The sequence below is a fragment of the Enterococcus timonensis genome (genome assembly GCF_900104595.1).
GTDB lineage: Bacteria > Bacillota > Bacilli > Lactobacillales > Enterococcaceae > Enterococcus_J > Enterococcus_J timonensis.
Genome location: NZ_FNVY01000003.1, coordinates 75,550 through 99,187 on the forward strand (window position 1 = coordinate 75,550; position 23,638 = coordinate 99,187).

At 40.6% G+C, this 23,638-nt stretch carries 23 protein-coding genes; 20 read left to right on the top strand and 3 right to left on the bottom strand.

What is annotated here, in order from left to right; all coding sequences use genetic code 11:
- Positions 1-8 precede the first annotated feature (8 nt).
- The 7 genes from mutL (at position 9) to BQ5341_RS02220 (ending at position 6,816) form a co-directional block, all read left to right on the top strand.
- A complete protein-coding gene (gene mutL, locus BQ5341_RS02190; protein WP_071130442.1) occupies positions 9-2,033 on the top strand; it encodes a DNA mismatch repair endonuclease MutL in 2,025 nt (674 codons plus the stop codon).
- A gap of 147 nt (positions 2,034-2,180) precedes the next feature.
- Complete coding sequence (locus BQ5341_RS02195; RefSeq protein ID WP_071130443.1) at positions 2,181-2,726, top strand: Maf family protein; 546 nt, start codon at positions 2,181-2,183, stop codon at positions 2,724-2,726.
- A gap of 88 nt (positions 2,727-2,814) precedes the next feature.
- Entirely contained in the window at positions 2,815-3,249 is a 435-nt protein-coding gene (gene msrB, locus BQ5341_RS02200) for a peptide-methionine (R)-S-oxide reductase MsrB (RefSeq protein ID WP_071130444.1), read from the top strand.
- A 218-nt stretch (positions 3,250-3,467) separates the two neighbouring features.
- The gene (locus BQ5341_RS02205; protein ID WP_071130445.1) at positions 3,468-4,478 is read left to right on the top strand and encodes a PTS sugar transporter subunit IIB; all 1,011 of its coding nucleotides are present in this window, start codon (positions 3,468-3,470) and stop codon (positions 4,476-4,478) included.
- 23 nt (positions 4,479-4,501) lie between these two features.
- Positions 4,502-5,311 (top strand): PTS mannose/fructose/sorbose transporter subunit IIC, encoded by an 810-nt coding sequence (locus BQ5341_RS02210; RefSeq protein ID WP_071130446.1) that lies wholly within the window; start codon positions 4,502-4,504, stop codon positions 5,309-5,311.
- Positions 5,312-5,328: 17 nt separating this feature from the next.
- Positions 5,329-6,240, top strand: a complete 912-nt coding sequence (locus tag BQ5341_RS02215) for a PTS system mannose/fructose/sorbose family transporter subunit IID (protein ID WP_071130447.1) — start codon at positions 5,329-5,331, stop codon at positions 6,238-6,240.
- A gap of 195 nt (positions 6,241-6,435) precedes the next feature.
- Positions 6,436-6,816, top strand: a complete 381-nt coding sequence (locus tag BQ5341_RS02220; protein WP_071130448.1) for a DUF956 family protein — start codon at positions 6,436-6,438, stop codon at positions 6,814-6,816.
- A 39-nt stretch (positions 6,817-6,855) separates the two neighbouring features.
- On the opposite strand, the gene BQ5341_RS02225 is transcribed toward BQ5341_RS02220, so the two are convergent.
- Positions 6,856-7,458, bottom strand: coding sequence for a hypothetical protein (locus BQ5341_RS02225; protein ID WP_071130449.1), 603 nt, complete (start codon positions 7,456-7,458; stop codon positions 6,856-6,858).
- 200 nt (positions 7,459-7,658) lie between these two features.
- Here BQ5341_RS02225 and glmU point away from each other — a divergent pair, with 200 nt between their 5' ends.
- Both glmU and BQ5341_RS02235 read left to right on the top strand, forming a co-directional pair.
- Positions 7,659-9,029, top strand: coding sequence for a bifunctional UDP-N-acetylglucosamine diphosphorylase/glucosamine-1-phosphate N-acetyltransferase GlmU (glmU, locus tag BQ5341_RS02230; protein WP_083378563.1), 1,371 nt, complete (start codon positions 7,659-7,661; stop codon positions 9,027-9,029).
- 79 nt (positions 9,030-9,108) lie between these two features.
- A complete protein-coding gene (locus BQ5341_RS02235; RefSeq protein ID WP_071130450.1) occupies positions 9,109-10,083 on the top strand; it encodes a ribose-phosphate diphosphokinase in 975 nt (324 codons plus the stop codon).
- A 200-nt stretch (positions 10,084-10,283) separates the two neighbouring features.
- Here the strand turns inward: BQ5341_RS02235 and mscL are convergent, their stop codons facing one another.
- Together mscL and BQ5341_RS02245 are read right to left on the bottom strand one after the other, a co-directional pair.
- Positions 10,284-10,697: a large conductance mechanosensitive channel protein MscL gene (gene mscL, locus BQ5341_RS02240; RefSeq protein ID WP_071130451.1), complete on the bottom strand. Its 414-nt coding sequence runs from the start codon at positions 10,695-10,697 to the stop codon at positions 10,284-10,286.
- Between the two features lie 130 nt (positions 10,698-10,827).
- A complete protein-coding gene (locus BQ5341_RS02245; RefSeq protein ID WP_071130452.1) occupies positions 10,828-11,523 on the bottom strand; it encodes a class A sortase in 696 nt (231 codons plus the stop codon).
- Between the two features lie 209 nt (positions 11,524-11,732).
- On the opposite strand from BQ5341_RS02245, the gene BQ5341_RS02250 reads away from it, so the two are divergent.
- The 11 genes from BQ5341_RS02250 to BQ5341_RS02300 all read left to right on the top strand — a co-directional run bounded on the left by BQ5341_RS02250 (position 11,733) and on the right by BQ5341_RS02300 (position 23,127).
- A complete protein-coding gene (locus tag BQ5341_RS02250; protein ID WP_071130453.1) occupies positions 11,733-12,437 on the top strand; it encodes an amino acid racemase in 705 nt (234 codons plus the stop codon).
- A 78-nt stretch (positions 12,438-12,515) separates the two neighbouring features.
- Positions 12,516-13,751, top strand: a complete 1,236-nt coding sequence (locus BQ5341_RS02255; RefSeq protein WP_071130454.1) for a carboxylate--amine ligase — start codon at positions 12,516-12,518, stop codon at positions 13,749-13,751.
- A 283-nt stretch (positions 13,752-14,034) separates the two neighbouring features.
- Positions 14,035-15,294 carry an EF-P 5-aminopentanol modification-associated protein YfmF gene (gene yfmF, locus BQ5341_RS02260; RefSeq protein ID WP_071130455.1) on the top strand — a complete coding sequence of 420 codons (1,260 nt, stop codon included), beginning with the start codon at positions 14,035-14,037 and terminating at the stop codon, positions 15,292-15,294.
- 3 nt (positions 15,295-15,297) lie between these two features.
- On the top strand, positions 15,298-16,584 hold the full coding sequence (gene yfmH / locus BQ5341_RS02265) for an EF-P 5-aminopentanol modification-associated protein YfmH (protein ID WP_071130456.1): 1,287 nt from the start codon (positions 15,298-15,300) through the stop codon (positions 16,582-16,584).
- The gene (ymfI, locus tag BQ5341_RS02270; RefSeq protein ID WP_071130457.1) at positions 16,585-17,316 is read left to right on the top strand and encodes an elongation factor P 5-aminopentanone reductase; all 732 of its coding nucleotides are present in this window, start codon (positions 16,585-16,587) and stop codon (positions 17,314-17,316) included.
- A 16-nt stretch (positions 17,317-17,332) separates the two neighbouring features.
- Positions 17,333-18,208 carry a helix-turn-helix domain-containing protein gene (locus tag BQ5341_RS02275; RefSeq protein WP_158661726.1) on the top strand — a complete coding sequence of 292 codons (876 nt, stop codon included), beginning with the start codon at positions 17,333-17,335 and terminating at the stop codon, positions 18,206-18,208.
- 352 nt (positions 18,209-18,560) lie between these two features.
- Positions 18,561-19,142, top strand: coding sequence for a CDP-diacylglycerol--glycerol-3-phosphate 3-phosphatidyltransferase (pgsA, locus tag BQ5341_RS02280; protein WP_071130459.1), 582 nt, complete (start codon positions 18,561-18,563; stop codon positions 19,140-19,142).
- Positions 19,143-19,216: 74 nt separating this feature from the next.
- Positions 19,217-20,455, top strand: coding sequence for a competence/damage-inducible protein A (locus tag BQ5341_RS02285; protein ID WP_071130460.1), 1,239 nt, complete (start codon positions 19,217-19,219; stop codon positions 20,453-20,455).
- A gap of 127 nt (positions 20,456-20,582) precedes the next feature.
- On the top strand, positions 20,583-21,716 hold the full coding sequence (gene recA / locus BQ5341_RS02290) for a recombinase RecA (RefSeq protein ID WP_071130461.1): 1,134 nt from the start codon (positions 20,583-20,585) through the stop codon (positions 21,714-21,716).
- A gap of 119 nt (positions 21,717-21,835) precedes the next feature.
- Positions 21,836-22,255, top strand: a complete 420-nt coding sequence (locus tag BQ5341_RS02295) for a MarR family winged helix-turn-helix transcriptional regulator (RefSeq protein WP_071130462.1) — start codon at positions 21,836-21,838, stop codon at positions 22,253-22,255.
- A gap of 5 nt (positions 22,256-22,260) precedes the next feature.
- Positions 22,261-23,127 (top strand): SDR family oxidoreductase, encoded by an 867-nt coding sequence (locus BQ5341_RS02300; RefSeq protein WP_071130463.1) that lies wholly within the window; start codon positions 22,261-22,263, stop codon positions 23,125-23,127.
- The last annotated feature ends 511 nt before the right edge of the window (positions 23,128-23,638 follow it).

The window sequence follows — 23,638 nt, forward strand, 5'->3', positions numbered from 1 at the left end:
GAATTGTTATGGCCAAAATTTTAGAACTCTCCGAAACATTAGCCAACCAAATCGCCGCCGGAGAAGTGGTGGAGCGCCCCGCTTCTGTCGTCAAGGAGTTATTGGAAAATGCCATTGACGCTGGCAGCACACAAATCGACGTTGAAATCGAAGAAGCCGGCTTAAAAAAAATTGTCGTCCGTGATAATGGGGCGGGAATTGCCGCCGATGATGTGGAAAATGCGTTTAAGCGTCATGCCACTAGTAAAATTCACGGCAAAGAAGATTTATTTCGAATTCGCACGTTAGGTTTTCGCGGCGAGGCCTTGCCTTCGATTGCTTCTGTGGCCCAAGTCACTATGGAAAGCGCCACGCAAGAAGCTGTTATGGGGACGACGCTAAAAATTGTTGGCGGAAAAATTACGGAAAAATCTGCAGCACCAGTTAAAGTCGGCACAACGATTACGGTGGAAAATTTATTTTTCAACACGCCTGCCCGTTTGAAATATGTCAAAAGTTTGCAAACTGAACTGGCTAATATTGGTGATATTGTTAATCGTCTGGCGTTAAGCCATCCGAATATTGCCATGCGTCTGACTCATGACGGCAATCCTATGACTAAAACTGTCGGCAATGGTGATTTGAAACAAGCAATTGCTGGAATTTATGGGATGGCGACGGCTAAAAAAATGGTGGCGATTGAAGCAAGTGACTTGGATTTTAAAATTGCCGGCTTTGTGAGTCTGCCAGAAGTGACTCGGGCTAGCCGAAATTATCTTTCGATTATTATTAATGGCCGCTACATTCGAAATTTCCTTTTGAACAAAGCGATTATTAATGGCTATCGGTCCAAATTAATGGTGGGCCGTTTTCCGATTGCCGTCATTACCATTGAAACCGATCCGCTCTTAGTGGACGTCAATGTTCACCCAACGAAACAGGAAGTTCGCCTCAGTAAAGAAAAAGAACTCATGGGTTTGATCGAAGAAGCGATTTTTACCAGTTTACAAAAAGAACAATTAATTCCCGAGGCACTGAACCAACTTTCTTTTAAACGAAAAAATACCGAGCCGATTCAAACGCAAGATTTACCTTTGAATTTTCATACGGAAAATGTGGACAACTCGAATAAAAAAGTGGAAAACTTTTCCACTTATCCACATACTGTAAAAACTTTTCCACACAACAAAGAAACTTTGCATTTTGACGAAAAGACCGGCGACTTTTTCGTTAGCGAGTCGTTAAATAACAAAAATGTGGATAATTCTGTGGACAATGTGGACAAGTCAGTGGATAACTACGAGAATGAGACCAAAGTTATGCACAACTTATCCACAGATTTTGGGGATAACTCAGCAAACGACCGTGAACACCCAGCATTTGATCTAAAAAACCCGCAAGATTTCAAAAGTTTTCAACAGGCGCAAAAAATTGTGGAACAAGATGCCTTAGCCCACGAAAAAAGATTTCCTCAGCTCGATTATTTTGGTCAAATGCACGGTACATTTTTATTTGCCCAAAACGAAACAGGATTATACATTGTCGATCAACACGCCGCTCAAGAACGGATTAAGTACGAATATTACCGGGAAGAAATCGGCAAAGTCAGTGGTGACTTGCAAGAATTATTATTGCCGATTGTTTTGGAATATCCAGTGAACGATTATTTGGCGATTCAAGAAAAAATGTCTTTGCTGAATGAAATTGGCATTTTTTTGGAAGAATTTGGCCAAGGAAGTTTTTTGCTGCGGACGCATCCAACCTGGATTGCTAAAGGCGACGAAGAAAAAACGGTGCGGGAATTAATCGAGATGCTCCTTTTGGAAGGCTCAGTCTCCATTGCAAAATATCGCGCGGCCACAGCCATTATGATGAGTTGCAAGCGATCAATTAAAGCCAATCATTATTTAAACGAGCCTCAAGCCCGCCAACTGTTGAATGATCTAGCGCTTTGCGAAAATCCCTTCAACTGCCCCCACGGCCGACCCGTCCTCATCCAATTTTCCAACACCGACCTAGAAAAAATGTTCAAAAGAATCCAAGATCCACACTAAGGTTGTGTTTTGGGCGTTAAATAGCGCAGGAAAATAGGGAAATTTTTGAAAATCCCGCTTTTGGATTTTTAAATAATTTCATCTTTTTCCCCAGCTATTGCCCAAAACACACCGTCAAAAATTACCCAACAAGAAAGAAGTGATTTGATGATTCTAGCTTCCCAGTCACCGCGGCGCCAAATGTTACTGAAAAAAATTGTGGAAAACTTTTCCGTCATTCCGGCTGATATTGACGAAAGCCAGCACGCTGGCGAAATTGCCAGTGACTACGTACAACGACTATCCGCTCAAAAAGCTGCCGCCATCGCCCAAGAGCACCCAACTGAAATGATTGTCGCTAGCGATACGGTTGTGGCCCTTGATGGAAAAATTTTCGGCAAACCCCATTCACGACAAGAAGCGTTTGATATGCTGCAACAATTTTCCGGCAAAACTCATCAAGCACTGACTGGTGTTTGTCTGCGGCAAGGTCAAAAAGAAAAAGTTTTTCTGGCCACTTGTGATGTAACGTTCTTCAATCTTTCCGCCCAAGAAATTAATCATTATCTTGACTTTAACGAGTACGCCGACAAAGCTGGGGCGTACGGCATTCAAGATCACGGCAGCTTATTGGTTGAAAAAATTGCCGGAGACTATTACGCTATAGTTGGCTTGCCAGTGGGTCAGCTCAATAAAGAATTAGCCAATTTCTAAAATATGGCTTTAAAAAAAATTTCAATAAATTTTCAAATGTTTTCCAAATCACCTAATTTTCCCCCAAAAAAAAATTCAGGAGGTTACCATGACTATGAAAAATTTTGACGAAGAAAAAAAACAATTGGATCCGCAAAGTTTTGCCTCGACGCAACAAAAAGGTACCGATGCGCCGTTTACTGGTGTCTATGATGATTTTTTTAAAGAGGGCATTTATGTGGATATCGTCTCTGGCGAAGCTCTTTTTTCTTCATTGGACAAATACGACGCCGGTTGTGGTTGGCCAAGTTTTACTCAACCCATCGAAAAACGACTTTTAAAAGAAAAAGCCGATTGGTCACACCAGATGCATCGCGTTGAGGTTCGTAGTAAAGAAGCCGACAGTCATCTCGGTCACGTTTTTTCTGACGGACCAAAAGAAAAAGGTGGCTTGCGTTACTGTATTAATTCTTCAGCTCTCCGATTTATTCCGAAAGAAGAATTAGCCGGCACGCCGTATGAAAAATATTTGCCTCTGTTTTGATTTAGCTTTGGCCCTGTTTTGATTTTGTTTTGCCTCTATTTTAATTTTGTTTTAACCCTATTTTGACCCGAAATCCCCCGTGAACAAAATTGCGGGAGATTTTTTTTATTTTTTGCTACAATAGGAGAAGGGTTATTAAGAAAGTGTTAAGTGCACTTTTTCCCAATGGTCTTATTTGTTCAACATTTTTTTAAAAAATATAGAATGGAGGTCAAAAAATGGTTGGAATTATTTTAGCGAGTCATGGCGAGTTTGCTGAAGGGATTAAGCAATCTGGTGCCATGATTTTTGGCGAGCAAGAGCACGTTGCAGCGGTCACCTTGATGCCAAATCAAGGACCAGACGATGTAAAAGTCGCCATGGAAAAAGCAGTGGCAAGTTTTCCAGATCCAAACGAGGTTTTAATTTTGGTGGATTTATGGGGCGGGACACCGTTCAATCAAGCCAGCGGTTTGTTTGATGCCCACAAAGAAACATGGGCGATTGTCGCCGGAATGAATTTGCCAATGGTCATTGAAGCTTACGGCTCAAGATTATCCATGGACAAAGCCCAAGACATTGCCGCCCATATTTTGCAAACGGCTAAAGATGGCGTGCGAGTTTTACCTGAAGAGATTGCACCAAAAGCAGTTGAAGCTGCCGGAACTGCTGAGTCTGCCGATGTACCAAGTGAAAAAATTGTTGGCGGAGGCATTCCAAAAGGGACCGTCTTAGGCGATGGCAAAATTAAAGTTGTCTTAGCCCGCGTCGATTCACGTTTGCTCCATGGACAAGTAGCGACTGCTTGGACGAAATCTGTTTCACCTAGTCGGATCATTGTTGTATCTGATGCAGTGGCCAAAGACGAATTGCGGAAAAATTTAATTGAGCAAGCTTCGCCTCCTGGTGTAAAAGCCAATGTGGTGCCAGTTGACAAGATGATTGAAGTTGCTAAAGATCCACGTTTTGGCAATACGAAAGCCTTGTTGCTCTTTGAAAATCCCCAAGATGTTTTGCGAGTGGTGGACGGCGGCTTAGATATAGCGGAAATCAACGTTGGCTCCATGGCGCATTCCGTTGGTAAAGTCGTAGTTAGCAAAGTGTTATCCATGGGCCAAGATGATTTGGATACTTTTGAAAAATTAAAAGCAAAAGGCATTAAATTTGATGTCCGCAAAGTGCCAAGTGATTCTAAAGCCAATATGGATGAAATTTTGAAAAAAGCAAAAAATGAGTTAGCCAAAAATTAAAAAATTTAAAGGAGGGAAATTTTATGTCGATTGTTCCAGCAATATTAGTTGTCCTGATTGCTTTTTTAGCCGGGATGGAAGGAATTTTAGATGAATTTCAATTTCACCAACCATTAATCGCTTGTACGTTAATTGGTTTGGTGACCGGACATTTAGTTCCGTGTATTATTTTAGGAGGATCTTTACAGATGATTGCCCTAGGTTGGGCCAATATTGGAGCAGCCGTAGCACCTGATGCTGCCTTAGCTTCAGTAGCTTCTGCAATTATTCTAGTGCTCAGCGGAAACTTTGATCAAAATGGGATTTCAGCTGCCATTGCCGTAGCCGTACCATTGGCTGTCGCTGGTTTGTTCTTAACAATGATTGTTAGAACGGTAGCTGTGCCGATTGTCCACATTATGGACCGCGCCGCTGATGAAGGAAATTATCGAAAAATTGAATTGTGGCACATGATTGCCGTTGGTCTGCAAGGTGTGCGGATTGCTGTTCCTGCTGCCTTATTATTATTAATTCCAGCAGAACGAGTTGCCGGTTTATTAAATTCGATGCCAGCTTGGTTAAATGAAGGAATGACCATTGGCGGGGGCATGGTTGTAGCTGTAGGTTACGCCATGGTTATCAATATGATGGCAACTCGCGAAGTTTGGCCATTTTTCATTATCGGTTTTGTACTAGCAGCCGTTTCACAATTAACTTTAATTGCTCTAGGTGCGATTGCTATTGCGATTGCTTTAATTTATTTAAATCTCCAAGAATCTGGCTCAAATAATGGCGGCCAAGGCGGATCTTCTAATACGGGTGATCCTCTGGGCGACATTTTAAATGACTATTAAAAGGGGGAGGAAAAATCATGGCAGAAAAAATTTCATTAAGTAAAAAAGATCGTTTGGCCGTTGCATGGCGCTCCACTTTTATTCAAGGGTCATGGAACTATGAACGGATGCAAAATGGTGGCTGGTGTTACTCACTAATTCCCGCTATTAAAAAATTATACAAAACAAAAGAAGACCGGACAGCCGCTTTAAAACGGCATTTGGAATTTTTCAATACCCATCCTTATATTGCTTCGCCAATTCTCGGTGTTACTTTAGCGCTAGAAGAAGAACGTGCTAATGGCGCACCTGTTGATGACGTAGCTATTCAAGGGGTTAAAATCGGAATGATGGGCCCTCTTGCCGGTGTCGGCGATCCTGTTTTCTGGTTTACTGTTCGCCCAATGTTAGGTGCTCTTGGTGCATCTTTAGCACTTAGCGGAAATATTTTAGGACCAATTATTTTCTTCGTTGCTTGGAATATTATTCGTTGGGCATTTATGTGGTACACGCAAGAATTCGGCTATCGCGCCGGTTCAAAAATTACTGAAGATTTAACGGGTGGACTTTTACAAAAAGTTACAAAAGGCGCTTCGATACTAGGGATGTTCGTTTTAGGATCTTTAGTGCAACGTTGGGTTTCAGTTAAATTTACGCCAGTCGTTTCCGAAGTACAACTCGATCCAGCCGCTTACATTCACTGGGACGAATTACCTGCTGGTGGCCAAGGAATCCAAGAAGCCTTCCAACAAGTCGGCCAAGGATTATCACAAACGGCAACCAAAGTCACCACCTTGCAAGATAACTTGGACAGCTTAATTCCAGGATTAGCTGCCTTGCTATTAACCTTCCTTTGCATGTGGTTGTTGAAGAAAAAAATCTCACCAATCATTATCATCATCGGATTATTCGTCGTCGGCATCGTCGGCCATTTGTTGAATATTTTATAAAAGGTTGTGTTTTCGTTGTTATAGGTCGAAGGAAAATAGGAAAATGGTGCATGGATGCGTCAGCAGACAGAAAGCATTTTATCTTTTTCTCGAGAGCTAGACGAAAACACACCGTATAAAAGGTTGTGTTTTCGTTGTTTCAAAAAACGGTGCGCGTTTACGCGCACCAATACATAAGAAAAATAGGAGGTCCAGATGGTTCAATCACTTAATACGGCAGTGGATTTGACGATGACGGCGACGTCTTTTTCCGGTCTAAATGAATACGGAAAAATTATGATCGGTGATCGGGCCTTTGAATTTTACAATGATCGCGACCAACGGAAATTTATTCGCATTCCTTGGGAGGAAGTCGATTACGTCTTGGCCTCAGTTATGTTTAAAGGAAAATGGATTCCGCGTTACGCCATTCAAACGAAAGGCAACGGCACTTTTACCTTCGCCAGTAAAGAGCCTAAAAAAGTCTTGCGGGCGATTCAAAAATATGTCGCACCAGATCATATGGTTCACTCTTTAACTTTTTGGCAAGTGGTCAAAAGGGGAGTAAAAGCTCGTTTTAGAAAAAAAGCCAAATAAAAAAAGTGTCACTGAAAATTTTTTCAGTGGCACTTTTTTTTAGAAGATTGCTTGACTTGGTGGTGCGGGGACGAAAGTTTTATGAAGCGGCAAGGTAATTTTTTCGCTGTGAAGTTTTTTTTGCAAGTCGAAAACGGAGCCTTGGTAAATAATTTCAAGTTGGTCAATGGCTAAAAAATCAGCGGGATGCATTAAGCTAGGGCGTTTTGGCAAAGTGATTGCTTCAGAATTTTCTAAGACCTCACTGACAAATTGCGAGCAAAAAAAATGCCATGGCCGTTTATTTTCGATATTGAAGCGACATAAAACGAGTCCAATTAAATTGTAATGATATTTGCTGCGGACGTTGAGCATGGAAAAAATTTGGGCGCGGGCTAATTGTAAAGTGCGGGAACTGACAGCTAGGCGCAACAAAACGCAAGGCGTGTCGGGATGATTTTTATAAAATCCGGCAGAAATATTTTCACCAATAAAGCCAGCTGGGAGTGGAAAGGCCGGTTGCTTGCGGGCAAAACTATACATCATGGCCAAATCAGCGTCGAAGGCCAACGCGGCATGGGTGTACGTTTCGGCGGTAGTAAAGCGGATGGCTTTAGCGGCATAAGTTTCTGATGCCGACAAAAATAAATATAAATAAGGCATCAAAAGGCTCCTTGTAAAAAATTTTTCGTAAATAAAAGTAGCTCAAGCATAGCAAATTTTTCTTATAAAGCATAGACTTTTTAGAAAATTTTAAATTATTTTTTTCAACATGAGTCAATTTCGGTTGAAAACAATCAACGACTAGGCTAAAATTAAGCCACATACGAAAAAAACTAGCAAGTTTTTTAGGAGGAAAAAAAGTGGATCGTTTTGTCATTATTTTAGCAGCGGGTCAAGGAACACGGATGAAATCAAAATTATACAAAGTTTTGCATCCGGTTTGTGGGAAATCTATGGTCAATCATGTGGTGAGCGCAGCAGAAGAGTTGCAGCCGGAAAAAATTATTACCATTGTCGGCTTTGGCGCTGAGAAAGTGCAAGCAGAATTAGGCGACCGCGTGACTTATGTTTTACAAGAACAACAATTAGGAACCGGGCACGCCGTTTTGCAAACGAAAAGTCTCTTAGAAGGACAGACCGGTACAACGGTGGTTCTTTCTGGCGACGCACCACTTTTAACTGCAGGCACGATTGAAAATTTATTTGCTGATCATCAAAAATACCAACGAGGCGCGACGATTTTAACGGCTTTGGCTGAAAATCCAACTGGTTATGGTCGGATTGTGCGAGACGAGGCTGGTGCGGTGGAAAAAATCGTTGAGCAAAAAGATGCTGACGAAAAAATTGCCGCCATTCACGAGGTCAATACCGGGACTTATTGTTTTGACAATGAATTATTGTTCGAAGCTTTAAAAGAAATCAATACGGAAAATGCCCAAGGTGAATATTATTTAACCGACATTATTGAAATTTTGAAAAAACAAAATAAAGCAGTCGGCGCCATGGTGATGGAAGATTTTTCAGAATCTATGGGGGTTAACGATCGCCTCGCTTTAGCGGAAGCGACAAGTGTGATGCAACGGCGAATTAATAACGAACATATGAAAAATGGCGTGACGATGATTGATCCGCAACATACTTATATCGATATCGATGTTACAATTGGTAGTGATACGGTAATTGAAGGCGGTGTGACTTTAAAAGGACAAACGAAAATCGGTGCCGATTGCCTGATTACAACTGGTTCGGCGCTAGAAAATGCGATGATTGAAGACGGAGTTGTCGTTAGAAGTTCAGCGATTGAAGACAGTATCGTCCGTAAAAATGCTGACGTCGGTCCTTTTGCTCATTTGCGTCCGCAATCAGATATTGGTGAACATGTTCATATTGGAAATTTTGTCGAAGTGAAAAAATCAACTGTCGACACCGGGACAAAAATCGGTCATTTAACTTATGTAGGCGATGCAACGTTAGGAAAAAATATTAATATTGGTTGTGGAACGATTTTTGTCAATTACGATGGAAAAAATAAACACCATACCAACGTAGGCGACAATGTTTTTATCGGCTGTAATGCGAATCTCGTGGCGCCACTTTCCATTGGGGAAAATGCATTTATCGCCGCTGGTTCCACCATTACAAAAGATGTCCCGGCAGCCGCCATGGCCATTGCCCGCTCTAGACAAGAAAATAAATTAGATTACGCTAAAAAATTACCTTATCAGCAATAATCGTGCCAGAAAGTCTTGATTTATGGTGAAAATTCAACTAAGATGCTAATGAAAGCAAAACAATTCAGTGGAGGGAAACATGTCTAAACATTATTTTGATCCGCGCTTGAAAATTTTCGCACTTAATTCTAACAAACCGTTGGCCGAAAAAATCGCCGCTGCTGTTGGCGTTGAACTAGGTCGCACTTCCGTTAAAAAATTTAGCGACGGTGAAATTCAAATTAACATTGAAGAAAGTATTCGTGGAGCTCACGTTTATTTGATTCAATCGACTTCAAGTCCTGTGAATGATAATTTGATGGAATTGTTGATAATGATTGATGCTTTAAAACGTGCCAGCGCTCAAACGATTAATGTCGTGATGCCTTATTACGGTTATGCAAGACAAGATCGTAAAGCCCGCGCCCGCGAACCAATTACGGCTAAACTTGTAGCTAATATGTTAGAAACTGCCGGAGCTACTCGGATTTTAACTTTAGATTTGCATGCTTCTCAAATTCAAGGATTTTTCGATATTCCGGTTGACCATTTGATGGGCGCACCACTGATTGCCGATTATTTTATTAATGCCGGCTTAATTGGTGACGATGTCGTTGTCGTTTCTCCTGACCACGGCGGTGTAACTCGCGCTAGAAAATTGGCGGAATTTTTGAAAACACCGATTGCAATTATCGATAAACGTCGTCCCCGCGCCAATGTGGCTGAGGTGATGAATATTATTGGTGAAGTTAACGGGAAAAAATGTATTTTAATTGACGATATGATCGATACTGCCGGAACAATTACTTTAGCAGCCAATGCTTTAAAACAAGCCGGCGCCACAGAAGTCTATGCTTCATGTACCCACCCAGTCTTGTCCGGTCCTGCGATGCAAAGAATTGACGACTCAGCAATTTTAAAATTAGTAGTTACTGACTCCATTCTTTTACCAAAAGAAACCATCAGCAAAAAAATCCATCAAATTTCCGTGGGTAATTTAATGGGCGATGCCATCAAACGAATCCACGAAAACAAACCAGTATCCCCACTATTCGAAAGCAAACATCCATTATAAGGTGAAGTTCGCTTCGGTAAACACTGTAGAGAAATAGGAAAAATCGGTCATGACGGTTTATGTCGTGACCGATTTTTGTCTTTTTCTCAAGCTCTTGCCGAAAAATTCCCGTTAAATAAGGTGAAGTTTTCGGCGTTAAAGAGCGACACTATACAAAAAATCCCCCGCCGAATTTTTTTGGTGAGGGATTTTTCTGTTCTTTATTTTTTATCTTGCTTAGCTAGTAAGTCGCGGATTTCTTTTAAATAAGTTTCCTCGGCGCTTGGTTTTTCAGCCTCTTTCTCGTCTTCTTCTTTTTTACCTAGAGATTTCAAATGGTTAATCCCTTTAACGATGAAAAATAAAACAAAAGCCGTGATGAGAAAGGCCAGTAGCGCGTTGACGAGTAAATCAAAATCCAAAAATAAATCCGTCTGGCCGAGGCGAATTTTCATGCCTGAAAAAGTGCCATCGGAATTTCCGGTAATCAGGGAAATCACAAAGCTAACTAATGGCGTGATAAATCCTTGGACCACGGAGGTGACCACGCCGGTAAAAGCAGCCCCAATGACCACCCCAACAGCTAGATCCACCACACTTCCTCGCATAATAAATGTTTTAAATTCTTTAATCATCAAATCAACCTTTCTTTTTAAGTATTAGCTTTAGTGTACAATAGATAGCCAAAATTTTCAACAGAAAACAAAAGAAAACAAAACAAAAAGGAAGCCGGCTTTGCACTGAGCTTCCTTTTTCATTGTATATTTATTTGTCAACAGCAGCGGTCGTTGGCGTTTCGTCCACCAGTTTGCCGCGAACCATCCAGCGATCGACTGAATCATCCGTACAACAGATTAAAGTAATCAGGCCATCGCCTTGTTCATCGGAAATGTATTCCACCTGCGTAGGGTCGATAACTTTTTTTTCAGTAATTTCATAAGTGGCGACATCAGCGCCAATCGTCAGCCGAACATGTTCGCCGATTTCCGTATTTTTTAAATTAGAAAATAAAATCGAATGGCGGGTAGCTAAGCGGTGAGCGGCTAAAGAAAAATTCCCACGACCGACTTCTTGATTGGCCTTTAAAGTGCCCGCGCCCACCAAAAGCGCGTCATTGGTAACACCTTCCACCACTGGCACGGCGATATCTTGTTCGAGAAAAACAATTTTACCAATTCCGTATGTGAAAATGATTTTTTCCGCATCGGCATTTTGATAAGCTTCCTTTGTAATATTAGTGACATCCGCGCCGCCATAAAGATCTTCTTGGGCCAAGCGTCGCCTTTTTTCAGCGATGTCTTCTTGATTTTCCACTAGCTCCAAGGTGCTATCAGCTTTTCGCGAATTTAAATAATCAAAAACATAAGGGCGAGCTACTAAATAAATTCCGCTTAAAAACAATAGGAGAATTAGTATATTCAGCAGTCGGTTTCTGACTGATTTTTTTTGGCGTGTTGGCATTTTACTTCCTCCTGTTTTCAGTCCTTGTTGAAGTGATTTTACCACAGAAAGAAAAGTTTTGCTAAATAGATGTTTAGAATCGTTTTAATTAAATAAAGCGCCTTTAATTTGCTGGGAAATTATGATAAACTAGCAGAAAATCGCTACAGAGGATAAGTCGTTTTAAAACGTCGATCAAGAGAAAATAATCAGAAAAAAAGGTGAGTTAGTTGGAAAATTTTTTCAGTATTATGGGGGGCATGGGGACGTTGGCAAGTGAAAGTTTTGTCCATTTGCTCAATCAGTGGACCAAGGCCGACAGTGACCAAACGTATTTTAATTATGTTTTGTTCAATCATGCCACAGTCCCCGATCGCACAGCCTATATTGAAGACCAGTCGCAAGTAAACCCGCTGCCTTATTTGTTGCAAGATATTGCGTTACAAAATCAAATCGGGGCAAAATTTATCGTTTTGACTTGTAATACGGCTCATTATTTTTATGAGGCGTTGCAAGAAAAAAGTGCGGCGCCGATTTTGCATATGCCAAAAATTGCCGTAACAGAGGTCAAAGAGAAATATCACGGAGAAACGGTGGCTTTTTTAGGAACCACCGGCAGTATTTTAGCCGGGGTTTACGAAAATGAAATCAAAAAAGCCGGCTTCACTTATTGGCTACCGGATAAGACATTGCAAGAAAAAATAAATTTTTTAATTTATCACCAAATTAAAGCCAAAAGTTTTTTTGATTTTACCTTGTATGATGAGATTTTACTAGACGTAGCACAGCAAACGAACAACGCGGCGGTGGTACTTGGCTGTACGGAACTCTCGCTTTTAGAAGAAAAGCGCCAAACCCACGGACAAAACATTTTTGATGCCCAAGCTTTAACGGTATTAGAAACGATTCGACAGGCGGAAAACTTACGGCGCTAACTAATAAATTTCGCAGTAAAAAAGTTGACCTAGTTAAATAATATTTTGAAAAAAATTTTACGGAGTTGAACTGAAAAAATGGAAAAAAATAATTTTGATGTCACTTTATTAGGAAGCGACATTAATGTGTACGGAATGGCGCGGGCCTTTCACGAAAAATACGGCATGGTTAGTCAAGCATACGCGGCCACTCAATTGGCGCCAACAAAATATTCGAAAATCGTGACGGTTCATACGGTGCCTGATTTTCACGACGATCAAGTTTTTGCAAATACTTTAATTAAAGCCCATGGCCAATTAAATCCTGAAAAAAAACATTTATTAATTGCATGTGGCGATGCCTATGCGGCCGCTCTGGCTCGGGGCAAAGCGACACTGGCGCCGTATTATGAATTTCATGCGCTGGAAGAGGATTTATTGGAACAATTAGTCAACAAAGTTCATTTTTATGAATTGTGCCAACAGTTCCAACTGTCCCATCCCCAAACAATTGTAATCGACACGCCAACTTTGCTTGATCCGTCAGAAATAAAATTGCCATTTGAATTTCCAATTGCTTTAAAACCAGCCGATTCTGTCGCGTGGCTAGATATTTCATTTGTCGGGCGAAAAAAAGCTTTTCGAGTGAAAGATCGCGCTGAATTTGACACGCTGCTTTTAAAAATAAAAAATGCCGGCTATACCGGAAAGATGATTTGCCAAGAATTTATTCCCGGAGACGATGGGCTGATGCACGTGCTGAACGCCTATGTGGATAGTACCGGTCACGTTCAAATGATGTTTCTCGGCCACGCCTTGCTGGAAGATCCTGCGCCAGGTTCGATTGGTAATTATATGGCCATCTTACCCGAAGCCGATCAAGTCGTTTATGACCAAATAAAAAACTTTTTGGAGCAAATCAATTATCGCGGTTTCGCTAATTTTGATATGAAGTTTGACACCCGCGATAATCAGTATAAATTATTTGAAATTAACCCGCGGCAAGGGCGCTCAAGTTTTTTTGTGACTCTCAATGGGTATAATTTGGCGGAATATATTGTGGAAGATTTAGTTTTTGGCCATACCGGCGGCGCGACTGTTTTTGGCACTGGGGAAACACTTTGGCTAGGAGTGGACAATCGTCTGTTCAAAAAATACGTCAAAGATTCACCAGCCAAACAAAAAGCACTAAAATTAATTAAAAAACACCAAGTCGGCACCACCGTTTTTTATCACCCTGATTTTTCCGTTAAACGCTGGATCCTGCTAAAATACATGTTCTACCACTACCACGCCAACTTCAAAAATTATTTCAAAGAAAACAAAGGCGAATGAAAAAAATAGGTTGTCGAGAGTGCGGGTAATGGTGTAAAGAATTAGGAAAATTTTCCAAAAATCCCGGTTTTAGATTTTTAGAAATTTTATCTATTTTCCAAGCAGCTACCTTAGAGACACCGAAAAAAAGGCTGTCGAAAGTATTTTCCGGTATGCTTTTTAAGTGAAAATTCGAGCGGGAACAAATTTTTTTGTCCGCGCTCGATTTTTTTTTCGAATATCTGGTCCAATGATTGTCAGCAAACGAAAATTCATCTATCATTACTACTAAGGAGTGATTTTTTTGACAGAAATTAAATCGGGCGTCAATTTGCACGTTCTAACCACTGAAAAGTATAAGACAGTACGAATCAATATTAGATTTGCCACCGAGCTTGCTAGCGGCGTGGCCACCAAGCGGACGCTACTTTCTTCTCTACTAGAAACCAATTCTCAAAAATATCCTACCCAAAATTTATTAGCAGATGCTTTAGCTGATTTATTTGGCGCTAGTTTTTCGATTAATGTCGGGAAAAAAGGCCGTTTGCACATACTGACGGTGAGCATGAATGTGGTGAATGAAAAATTCATTGAAGAAAAAGGAATTTTAGAAAATGCAGTCGAATTTCTAAAAGAAATTTTATTCGCGCCGCATTTTGTAGCCGAAAAATTCCATCAAGAAACTTTTGATCGGGAAAAAGAAAATCTCGTGCGTTATTTGCAGAGCGTTTATGAAGATAAGCAAACTTATGCATCCGCGCAACTGTCGCAACTTTATTTTACAGATGAAGCGCAGCAAGTGCCCAGCTACGGAAATGTTTCCGAACTTCAGGCGCTAACAAATCAAGAGCTGACTCGTTATTATCAGGAAATGATGGCAAATGATCGCGTAGATATTTTAGTTATCGGCGATATTACTGAAAAAGCTGCCGAAAAATTATTTAAAAATTTGCCATTTGTCCCACGTGAAACAAAATTACCAGATTTGCAATATCAACAAGCGTTAAGTCCAGTCGTGGCAGAAAAACAAGAGCAACAAGACATCTTGCAAGCTAAACTGAACGTCGCTTATCAAGTGCCAGCAGATTACGATGGGAAAAATTATTTTCCGTTGTTAGTTTTTAATGGAATTTTCGGCGGCTTTCCGCATTCAAAATTATTTCTCAATGTCCGGGAAAAAGAAAGTTTGGCGTATTATGCTTCCTCAAGTTTTGATGTTTATCGCCAATATTTAACCGTTCAAAGCGGTATCGACACTAAAAATCGTGATCACGTTTTATCGTTAATCAATCAACAATTAGTGGCGATTCAACAAGGTCAGATTTCAGATTTGGAGCTAAACCAAACTAAAGCCAACTGGAAAAATCAATTTTTAATGCAACAAGACACGATGCAAGGGCAATTGGAAATGTTCTATAAAGACATCATCGCCCCAAAAAGTGCCAAGACCAACGAACAATGGCTAGAGGAGCTGGCTGCTGTATCTAAAGACGATGTCCAACAAGTTGCCCGCCAAATTCGTCTGCAAAGCATTTATTTTTTGGCCGGAAAGGAACAGGAGTAGCCCATGAAATATCCAAAACTAAATGAAGAAATTTTTACTGAAACGCTAGATAATGGTTTAACCGTCGTTCTGGTGCCTAAAGCCGGCTTCCAAAAATCTTACGGCTTGTTTTCTACTGATTATGGTTCAATCGACGAAACGTTTGTGCCACTAGGTCAACAAGAAAAAGTGACTGTTCCAGAAGGGATTGCTCATTTTTTAGAGCATAAATTATTTGAAAAAGAAGACGGCGATGTTTTCCAAAAATTTTCTCAACTAGGAGCTTCGGCTAATGCGTTTACCAGTTTCACCCGCACTAGTTATTTATTTGCCGCCACCGAATTTTTAGTTGAAAATTTAAATACATTACTGGATTTTGTCCAAGAACCGTACTTTACTAAAGCGTCTGTCAATAAAGAAAAAGGAATTATCGCCCAAGAAATTCAAATGTATCAAGACGAACCGGGCTGGCGTTTATTTTTTGGCCTGATTCAAAATTTATATCTGAAACATCCGCTGCATATTGATATTGCCGGCACGGTTGATTCCATTCAAGAAATCACCGCCGAGGATTTGTATTTGTGTTATGAAACTTTTTATCACCCTAGCAATATGACGCTGCTGGTGGTGGGTAACCTTGATCCAATCACTTTAATGAAGGATATTAAAAATAATCAAGGGCAAAAAAATTTCTTGCCAGCTCAAAAAATTCAACGCTTTTTCCCAACCGAAACGCCGGCTGAAATTATTGCTGAAAACACGCTCCACATGGATGTTGTTATGCCTAAAGTTGGTCTGGGGATTAAAGGATTTGATCAAGTGCCGCAGGATTCTTTGGCGCAAATGCAATATAAAATGTCCGCCGAACTTTTGTTAGAGCTAGCTTTAGGGGACAGTTCGCAAGCGTATTTAGATTTATATGATGGTGGATTAATTGATGATAGTTTCAGTTTTGAATTAAGTGTCGAGCGGGGCTTTCATTTTGCCGCCTTTACTAGCGATTCGGCCGAGCCTGAAAAATTAGTGGTTGCATTAAAAGAAATTTTATTTACCGAGCAACTTTATCGCGAAGTGACAGCTGAAAAATTAACCCGTTTGAAAAAACAAACGCTAGGAAAATATTTACAGTCCCTTAATTCACCAGAATATATTGCCAATCAATTTTTCCAAACTACCGATAAAAAAGGCAATATTTTCCAAATTCCTGATGTTATTTCAGCGATTACTATTAAAGACTTACACGCGTTTGGAGAAAAATTTATCGACGAAAAAAATGCCACCGTCTTTTATTTATTGCCGGAGGAAGACTAAATGCGTCACGCTTTAGTTTTCGGCGCCACCGGGGGAATCGGACAGGCGATTTGCGAAAAATTAGCAGCGGACGGTTTTTCTTTATATATCCACTACGCCCATCAAAAAGACGCCGCGATAATCTTACAAAAATCTTTGCAAATTCAGTATCCCCAACAGGAATTTTTTGTGGTATCTTTAAACATGACCGCACTTTTGCCAGAAGATTTATTAATATTCAGCCAACAAATTTTTGCGCTGGATACAATTGTTTTTGCGCAAGGAAACTCATGGTACGGTCTAACAAGTGAGATGCCAGCCGAAATCATGACTAATTTATGGCGTTTGCATCTAGAAACACCAATTCGCATCTTGCAACTTTTTGAAAAAAAATTAGCGCAAGCACCATTTGCCCGGGTGATTTTTATTGGTTCGATTTATGGACAAACTGGTTCGGCGATGGAAGCCGTTTATGCCAGTGTGAAAGCCGCCCAAGTGGGATTTTGCAAAAGTTACGCCAAAGAAGTGGCCACGCTAGGCATCACCGTCAATGTCGTGGCGCCTGGCGCCGTCCAAACACCATTATTGAAAGATTTTACCACCGAAGAAATAACAGATTTAAAAGAAAATATTCCCGTCTTACGTCTAGCAGCGCCCGCAGAAATTGCTTTTTTTGTGCAGATGATCGCACACAAAGAAGCCAGCTACTTAACCGGTAGCCTCGTGAGCGTTGATGGCGCGTGGAACGGATGAAAAAGGAGGAGAACTCGTGGCGGAAATCGGCGATACTTTACGACGCGCACGTTTAAAAAAAGGATACTCTCTTGAGGAATTACAACAAATTACAAAAATTCAACAACGACATTTAGTAAATATAGAAGAAAATAATTTCGCCGCATTACCTGGTGATTTTTATGTGCGCAGTTTTATCGAGCAATACGCAGTGGCAGTCGACATCGATCCGCAACCTCTGTTAATGGCCTTGCGCAGCGGAAATGAAGTGCGCAAACCTCAGCGAACGACAACAAATAAAGCACCTTCTAGAACCAGTCGGCGCGATCAATCTCCTAAAAAAAATAGTTTACTACCGGTAATTATTTTAGCATTTGTTGCGATTTTAATTGTCGGCGGCGTGGTGGCGATGACCATTCGAGATCGAACGGAAAATCCGATTATCGCCCGACCACCTGCAGTTATTGTCAATTCCGAGGCGGAAAGTTCGACTGTTGAAAGTACAACAATCGAAAGTTCGGTTGCTGAAACAACGGAAAGCTCAACGGTGACTTCAACTACCGAAAGTTCCGCTGAAGTCGTGCCTGAATTTGTTTTAAATAGCACCACCACCACCGAAATAACGATGACTTTAAGCCACGTGAAAAGCCCAGCGAATATTGAATTTACCGGACTATCCACCGGAGCATGTTGGGTGGGCATTATCGTCAATGGCGATTACACTTACCAACACACTTTGCAACCTGGCGAAGTAGTAACTAGCGCGCTGCCAGAAAATGCAACCAGCGCCCGCGTCGTCTTAGGAGCCGCCGGAAATGCCGCGATTAAAATTAACGGCCAAGCTTTAGATTTTAACCCCACCGGCCTAGGCGGCGTCAAAAGAAACCTAGACTTAACGATAAGTTATGAATAAAGGATGTCGAAAAGGTGATCAGCTGCGTAGAAAATTAGGAAAACTGAGGACGAATGGAACATTCGCCGGAAGTTTTATCTATTTTCCTAGCAGCTACCTTTGAGACACCGTCAAACAAGGTTGTCGAAAGTTCGTCTAGCGGTGTAGAGAAATAGGAAAATTTTTCGAAAATCATGGTTTTAGATTTTTAAAAATTTTATCTTTTCTCCTAACCGCTGAACTTGAGACACCGTCAATAAGGTTGTCAAAAAAATCACGCGCCCGCGTGATTTTTTTTAAATTACCGCAAGAGGTGACATCGGCTCTTCCTTTGGGTAAAATAGAGAAGAGAAGACAAAGGAGCGATTGAAAAATGAATTTGCCGAACAAATTAACAGTGCTGAGAATTTTTATGATCCCGATTTTTATCGTATTAGTAGTAGTTCCACTAGATTGGGGAACGCTTCACGCTTTATCGGTGGACCTTCCTGTCCGCCAAATGGTAGCCGCAATTATTTTTGCGCTTGCCGCTATTACCGATTGGTTGGATGGAAAAATTGCCCGCGCCAATCATTTGGTGACTAACTTTGGAAAATTTGCCGATCCTTTAGCCGATAAAATGTTAGTCATGACCGCTTTTGTTTTATTAGTGGACCTTGGCAAGGCACCTGGCTGGGTGGTGGCAATTATTATTTGTCGCGAACTGGCGGTTACGGGTCTGCGTTTATTATTAGTAGAAGAAAGTGGCGAAGTTTTGGCTGCCGCTTGGCCGGGAAAAATTAAAACAGCCACGCAAATGTTTGCGATTATTTTTCTTTTATTAAATAATTTGCCATTTGCTGCCCTAAGCATTCCTTTTGACCAAATTTTACTTTATGCTTGTTTATTTTTCACAATTTATTCTGGCATCGATTATTTTGCCAAAAACAAAAGTATTTTCAAAGGATCGATGTAAAAGTAAAAAAAGTCGGGTGGAAATTTTTCTGCCTGACTTTTTTCTGCGTATTTTAAAAGTAAGGGATGATTTATATGGAAGCAGAAATTATTGCTGTCGGAACCGAAATTTTGATGGGTCAAATTGTTAACACCAACGCCGCTTTTTTGGCGCAACAACTCAATGCACTAGGATTTAATACGTATCACGAAAGCGTGGTGGGGGACAATCCGGCGCGGCTTTTAGAAAATTTGCAATTAGCGCAAGCTCGTTCTGATTTAGTTGTTTTGTCTGGCGGTTTAGGGCCGACAACCGATGATTTAACGAAACAAACGGTGGCGAAATTTTTAGGCCGGGATTTATTTTTCAATGAAACGGCCATGGAAAAAATTAATTTGTTTTTCCAACGGCGCAATCGCGTCGTAACGGAAAATAATCGGCTGCAAGCGCTCTCCATCGCCGGTGGAATCGTTTTGGAAAATCCCGCCGGACTGGCCGTGGGGACTTTAATTAACCAAGATAATACTTATTATTTACTTTTGCCTGGCCCGCCTAGTGAACTGATGCCGATGTTTTTACAAGTCGCTCGCTTGCATTTAGAAAAAATATTACCTCAAGAAGATCATTTATATTCTGAAGTTTTACGATTTTTCGGCATTGGCGAAGCGCAACTGGCTACTGAACTTCAAGATTTAATCGCCCAACAAACCAATCCCACCGTCGCGCCTTACGCTAAGTTGCATGAAGTGACTTTGCGAATCACCGCCCAAGCTACAACACTTGAAAAAGGGTGGGCGTTAGTCCAACAGTTAAAAGAAAAAATTTTAGCTCAAGTCGGCGAATTTTACTATGGTTCTGGCGATGAAAATTCATTGGCTCAAGTTGTAGTGGAAAAATTAAAAGCCAACCAGCTGACATTGTCCGCTGTCGAAAGTTTAACTGCCGGCTTATTTCAAGCTACGCTAGGGGAGATTGCTGGTGTTTCAAAAGTTTTCCCCGGTGGACTGATTACTTACTCTCCCGAAGCGAAAATAAAAACCGCTCATGTTCCGGCAACTTTAATCGAAAAATATGGCGTAGTTTCTAGTGAAGTGGCCGAATCGATGGCTCAAAATACGCGAGAAATTTTTGATACGGATTTAGCCATTAGTTTTACCGGCGTGGCTGGACCAGAACCGCTAGAAAATCGGCCGGCAGGAACAGTTTATATTGGCCTTGCTACCCGCCATGGTGTAATGAGTCTCTTGCTGCATTTAAATCGCGACCGCAATTATATTCGTCAGCAAGCAGTGATGGAAGGTTTATCTTTTATTTTAAAAAATATTTTCGCTTAGGGGAATATTTGTTCGCCTTTTTCTTGCAATTTTCCCTGGAATCCTTTAAAATAGGAAAGTACTGCAAGAGATAATCCATTTAAAAAAATTAAAAAAATAAATTATGAACCTTGAAGGAGGAATTTTTTTGGCTGAAGATCGGCAAAAAGCGTTAGACGACGCACTAAAAAAAATCGAGAAAAGTTACGGTAAAGGCTCGATTATGAAATTAGGACAAAAAGTTGATATGGAAATTGCAACCGTCCCTTCTGGCTCACTCGCTTTAGATGTAGCTCTTGGTGTCGGCGGTTATCCCCGTGGACGAATTATTGAAATTTACGGACCAGAAAGTTCCGGTAAAACCACCGTTTCATTGCACGCCATTGCTGAAGTGCAAAAAGCAGGCGGCACGGCAGCTTTTATTGATGCTGAACACGCGTTAGATCCAACTTACGCCAAGGCATTAGGCGTCGACATTGACGAATTACTTTTGTCCCAACCAGACACTGGTGAACAAGCTTTGGAAATTGCCGATGCACTTGTTGCCTCTGGTGCTATTGATATTGTAGTTATTGACTCGGTGGCAGCTCTTGTCCCGCGGGCCGAAATCGAAGGCGAAATGGGTGCCAGCCACGTTGGTTTGCAAGCACGTTTAATGAGCCAAGCTTTGCGGAAATTATCTGGTTCCATTAATAAAACGAAAACAATTGCCGTCTTCATTAACCAAATTCGTGAAAAAGTCGGCGTGATGTTTGGGAATCCGGAAATCACTCCTGGTGGCCGGGCGTTGAAATTTTACGCAACGGTTCGTTTAGAAGTGCGCCGCGCTGAACAATTGAAACAAGGCACCGATATTGTCGGAAACCACACAAGAATTAAAGTAGTAAAAAATAAAGTGGCGCCACCATTTAAAGTGGCTGAAGTGGATATTATGTACGGCCAAGGGATTTCTCGCGTCGGTGAACTTTTGGACATGGCAGCAGAAAAAGATATTGTCGACAAATCTGGCGCTTGGTATTCTTATAAAGGCGAACGCATTGGTCAAGGTCGGGAAAATGTAAAAATTTATTTGCAAGAACATCCTGATATGATTGAAGAATTAAATACGTTGGTGCGCCAAGCTTATGGGATCGGCGCAAGTGCTGAAGATATACAAAAGAGCAAAGCAGAAAAAGAAAAACCAAAAGCTTCCAAGAAAAGTAAAAAAGCCGAGGTTGTTGAAGATGGTCAAGAAGAGTTATTACCTTTAGATGACGCGGTAAAAGAAGAACCAGCTAAATAATTTAATGAAAAGATATTCCTAAAATTTTTTAGGAGTATTTTTTTTTTTTCAAAAAAGCTTTACTTTTATCGGTATAGTTAGTAAACTAACTACATCTAATCATACTAAGAGGTGATGTTATGAAGAATACGGGTTATTTATTAATGAGTGTCTCCAAAAAATTAAGATATGAATTAAATCATGAACTAAGCCAGTTGGATATTACCGCGCAACAGTGGGCGGTGATGCAACAGTTGAATCATTTCCAACAACTAAGCCATTTGGTAACGGCTAATGATTTGGCCAAAATTCTTGATATGGATAAGCCGACAATATCGGCGATTATAAAACGGCTGGAAAATAAAAAATTGCTTTACAAAATAAAAAATAGTCAGGACAGCCGAGCGTTTGATTTATTTTTAAGTCAGAGCGGACTAGAACAATGTCAAAAAGCACTAGCGATTAGTGATTTGATTTTGACGGAATTTACCGCAAAACTTTCCGCTGAAGAACAGAATCAACTGAATCAAGTGTTGCAAAAATTAGACAGTGAGGATTAATTGAAATGGAAAAAATATTAATTATTGGCGGAACCGGGAACATTGGCTTTCCATTAATAAAAGAGCTATCCAGCAATGAAAATGTCCAAATGATAGCGGGCGTTCATCAACCAGAAAAAGAGGCTTCATTATTTGCTAAGTTTGCTAATGTGGAAGTTGTGAAATTTGATTTTTTGGATCCGGAAACTTTTTATAAAGCATTATCTGCCGTTGATCGCGTCTTTTTCATTCGCCCGCCGCAACTAGCTAAGCCCAAAGTGGACATGTTTCCATTTTTAGAAGCGGTGAAAGCACAAAAAGTGAAACAACTCGTTTTTGTTTCCTTAATCGGTGTTGAAAAAAATCCAGTGACGCCCCATCATAAAATCGAGAAAAAAATTATTGAACTAGAAATTCCCCACACTTTTATTCGACCAAGTTTTTTTATGCAAAATCTGAACACGACTCATCTTGCAGATATTTTTGATCGTCACGATTTATATGTTCCGGCGGGAAATTCAAAAACTAGTTTCATCGATACGCGAGATATCGGAGCGGTTGCGGCTAAATGTCTGCTCTCAGATAAATATCTCAATCAAGAACTGGAAATAACCGGTGAAGTGGCTTTGACTTACGCCGAAGTTGCTACGATTATGACGAAAGTTCTGGATACAAAAATTATTTACACCAAGCCGAGTCTATTAGGTTTTCGCCAAACAATGTTGAAAAGAGGAATTAAAAAAGATTACGTCAATGTGATGGTGATGCTGTATTTAATCACTCAACTTGGTAACGCCAAAAAAGTAACTTTAACAGTCGAAAATGTTTTAGGGCGCAAACCAACTTCATTTGAAAAATATGTCGAGGATTATCGGGATGTGTTTTTAGGATAGAATTTTAATCAAAAAACCCCGAAAAGTTAGCTGAAGAGACTAACTTTTCGGGGTTTTGTGTTTTTGGCGGTCTTTATTGACGGTGTCTCGAGTGCAGCGGTTAGGAGAAAAGATAAAATCATTTAAAATCCAAAAGCGGGATTTTTAATAATTTTCCTATTTCTCTACACCGCTAGACGCACTTTCGACAACCTTGTTTTACGGTGTGTTTTGACCAGCAGTTAGGAAAAAGATGAAATTATTCAAAAATCCAAAAACGGGATTTTCAAAAATTTCCCTATTTTCCTACGCCATTAAACGTTTGAAACACATCCTCTTTTGACGGTGTCTCAAAGATAGCTGCTAGGAAAATAGATAAAACTTCCGGCGAATGTTCCATTCGTCCTCAGTTTTCCTAATTTTCTACGCAGCTGTTCACCTTCTCGACAACCTTTTTTACGGTGTCTCGAGTGCAGCGGTTAGGAGAAAAGATAAAATCATTTAAAATCCAAAAGCGGGATTTTTAAATGAT

Excerpts from the sequence above, each read along its gene's own strand:
- mutL (WP_071130442.1), top strand. The coding sequence starts at position 9 with ATGGCCAAAATTTTAGAACTCTCCGAAACATTAGCCAACCAAATCGCC.
- BQ5341_RS02195 (WP_071130443.1), top strand. The coding sequence starts at position 2,181 with ATGATTCTAGCTTCCCAGTCACCGCGGCGCCAAATGTTACTGAAAAAA.
- msrB (WP_071130444.1), top strand. The coding sequence starts at position 2,815 with ATGACTATGAAAAATTTTGACGAAGAAAAAAAACAATTGGATCCGCAA.
- BQ5341_RS02205 (WP_071130445.1), top strand. The coding sequence starts at position 3,468 with ATGGTTGGAATTATTTTAGCGAGTCATGGCGAGTTTGCTGAAGGGATT.
- BQ5341_RS02210 (WP_071130446.1), top strand. The coding sequence starts at position 4,502 with ATGTCGATTGTTCCAGCAATATTAGTTGTCCTGATTGCTTTTTTAGCC.
- BQ5341_RS02215 (WP_071130447.1), top strand. The coding sequence starts at position 5,329 with ATGGCAGAAAAAATTTCATTAAGTAAAAAAGATCGTTTGGCCGTTGCA.
- BQ5341_RS02220 (WP_071130448.1), top strand. The coding sequence starts at position 6,436 with ATGGTTCAATCACTTAATACGGCAGTGGATTTGACGATGACGGCGACG.
- BQ5341_RS02225 (WP_071130449.1), bottom strand. The coding sequence starts at position 7,458 with ATGCCTTATTTATATTTATTTTTGTCGGCATCAGAAACTTATGCCGCT.
- BQ5341_RS02235 (WP_071130450.1), top strand. The coding sequence starts at position 9,109 with ATGTCTAAACATTATTTTGATCCGCGCTTGAAAATTTTCGCACTTAAT.
- mscL (WP_071130451.1), bottom strand. The coding sequence starts at position 10,697 with ATGATTAAAGAATTTAAAACATTTATTATGCGAGGAAGTGTGGTGGAT.
- BQ5341_RS02245 (WP_071130452.1), bottom strand. The coding sequence starts at position 11,523 with ATGCCAACACGCCAAAAAAAATCAGTCAGAAACCGACTGCTGAATATA.
- BQ5341_RS02255 (WP_071130454.1), top strand. The coding sequence starts at position 12,516 with ATGGAAAAAAATAATTTTGATGTCACTTTATTAGGAAGCGACATTAAT.
- yfmH (WP_071130456.1), top strand. The coding sequence starts at position 15,298 with ATGAAATATCCAAAACTAAATGAAGAAATTTTTACTGAAACGCTAGAT.
- ymfI (WP_071130457.1), top strand. The coding sequence starts at position 16,585 with ATGCGTCACGCTTTAGTTTTCGGCGCCACCGGGGGAATCGGACAGGCG.
- pgsA (WP_071130459.1), top strand. The coding sequence starts at position 18,561 with ATGAATTTGCCGAACAAATTAACAGTGCTGAGAATTTTTATGATCCCG.
- BQ5341_RS02285 (WP_071130460.1), top strand. The coding sequence starts at position 19,217 with ATGGAAGCAGAAATTATTGCTGTCGGAACCGAAATTTTGATGGGTCAA.
- BQ5341_RS02295 (WP_071130462.1), top strand. The coding sequence starts at position 21,836 with ATGAAGAATACGGGTTATTTATTAATGAGTGTCTCCAAAAAATTAAGA.
- BQ5341_RS02300 (WP_071130463.1), top strand. The coding sequence starts at position 22,261 with ATGGAAAAAATATTAATTATTGGCGGAACCGGGAACATTGGCTTTCCA.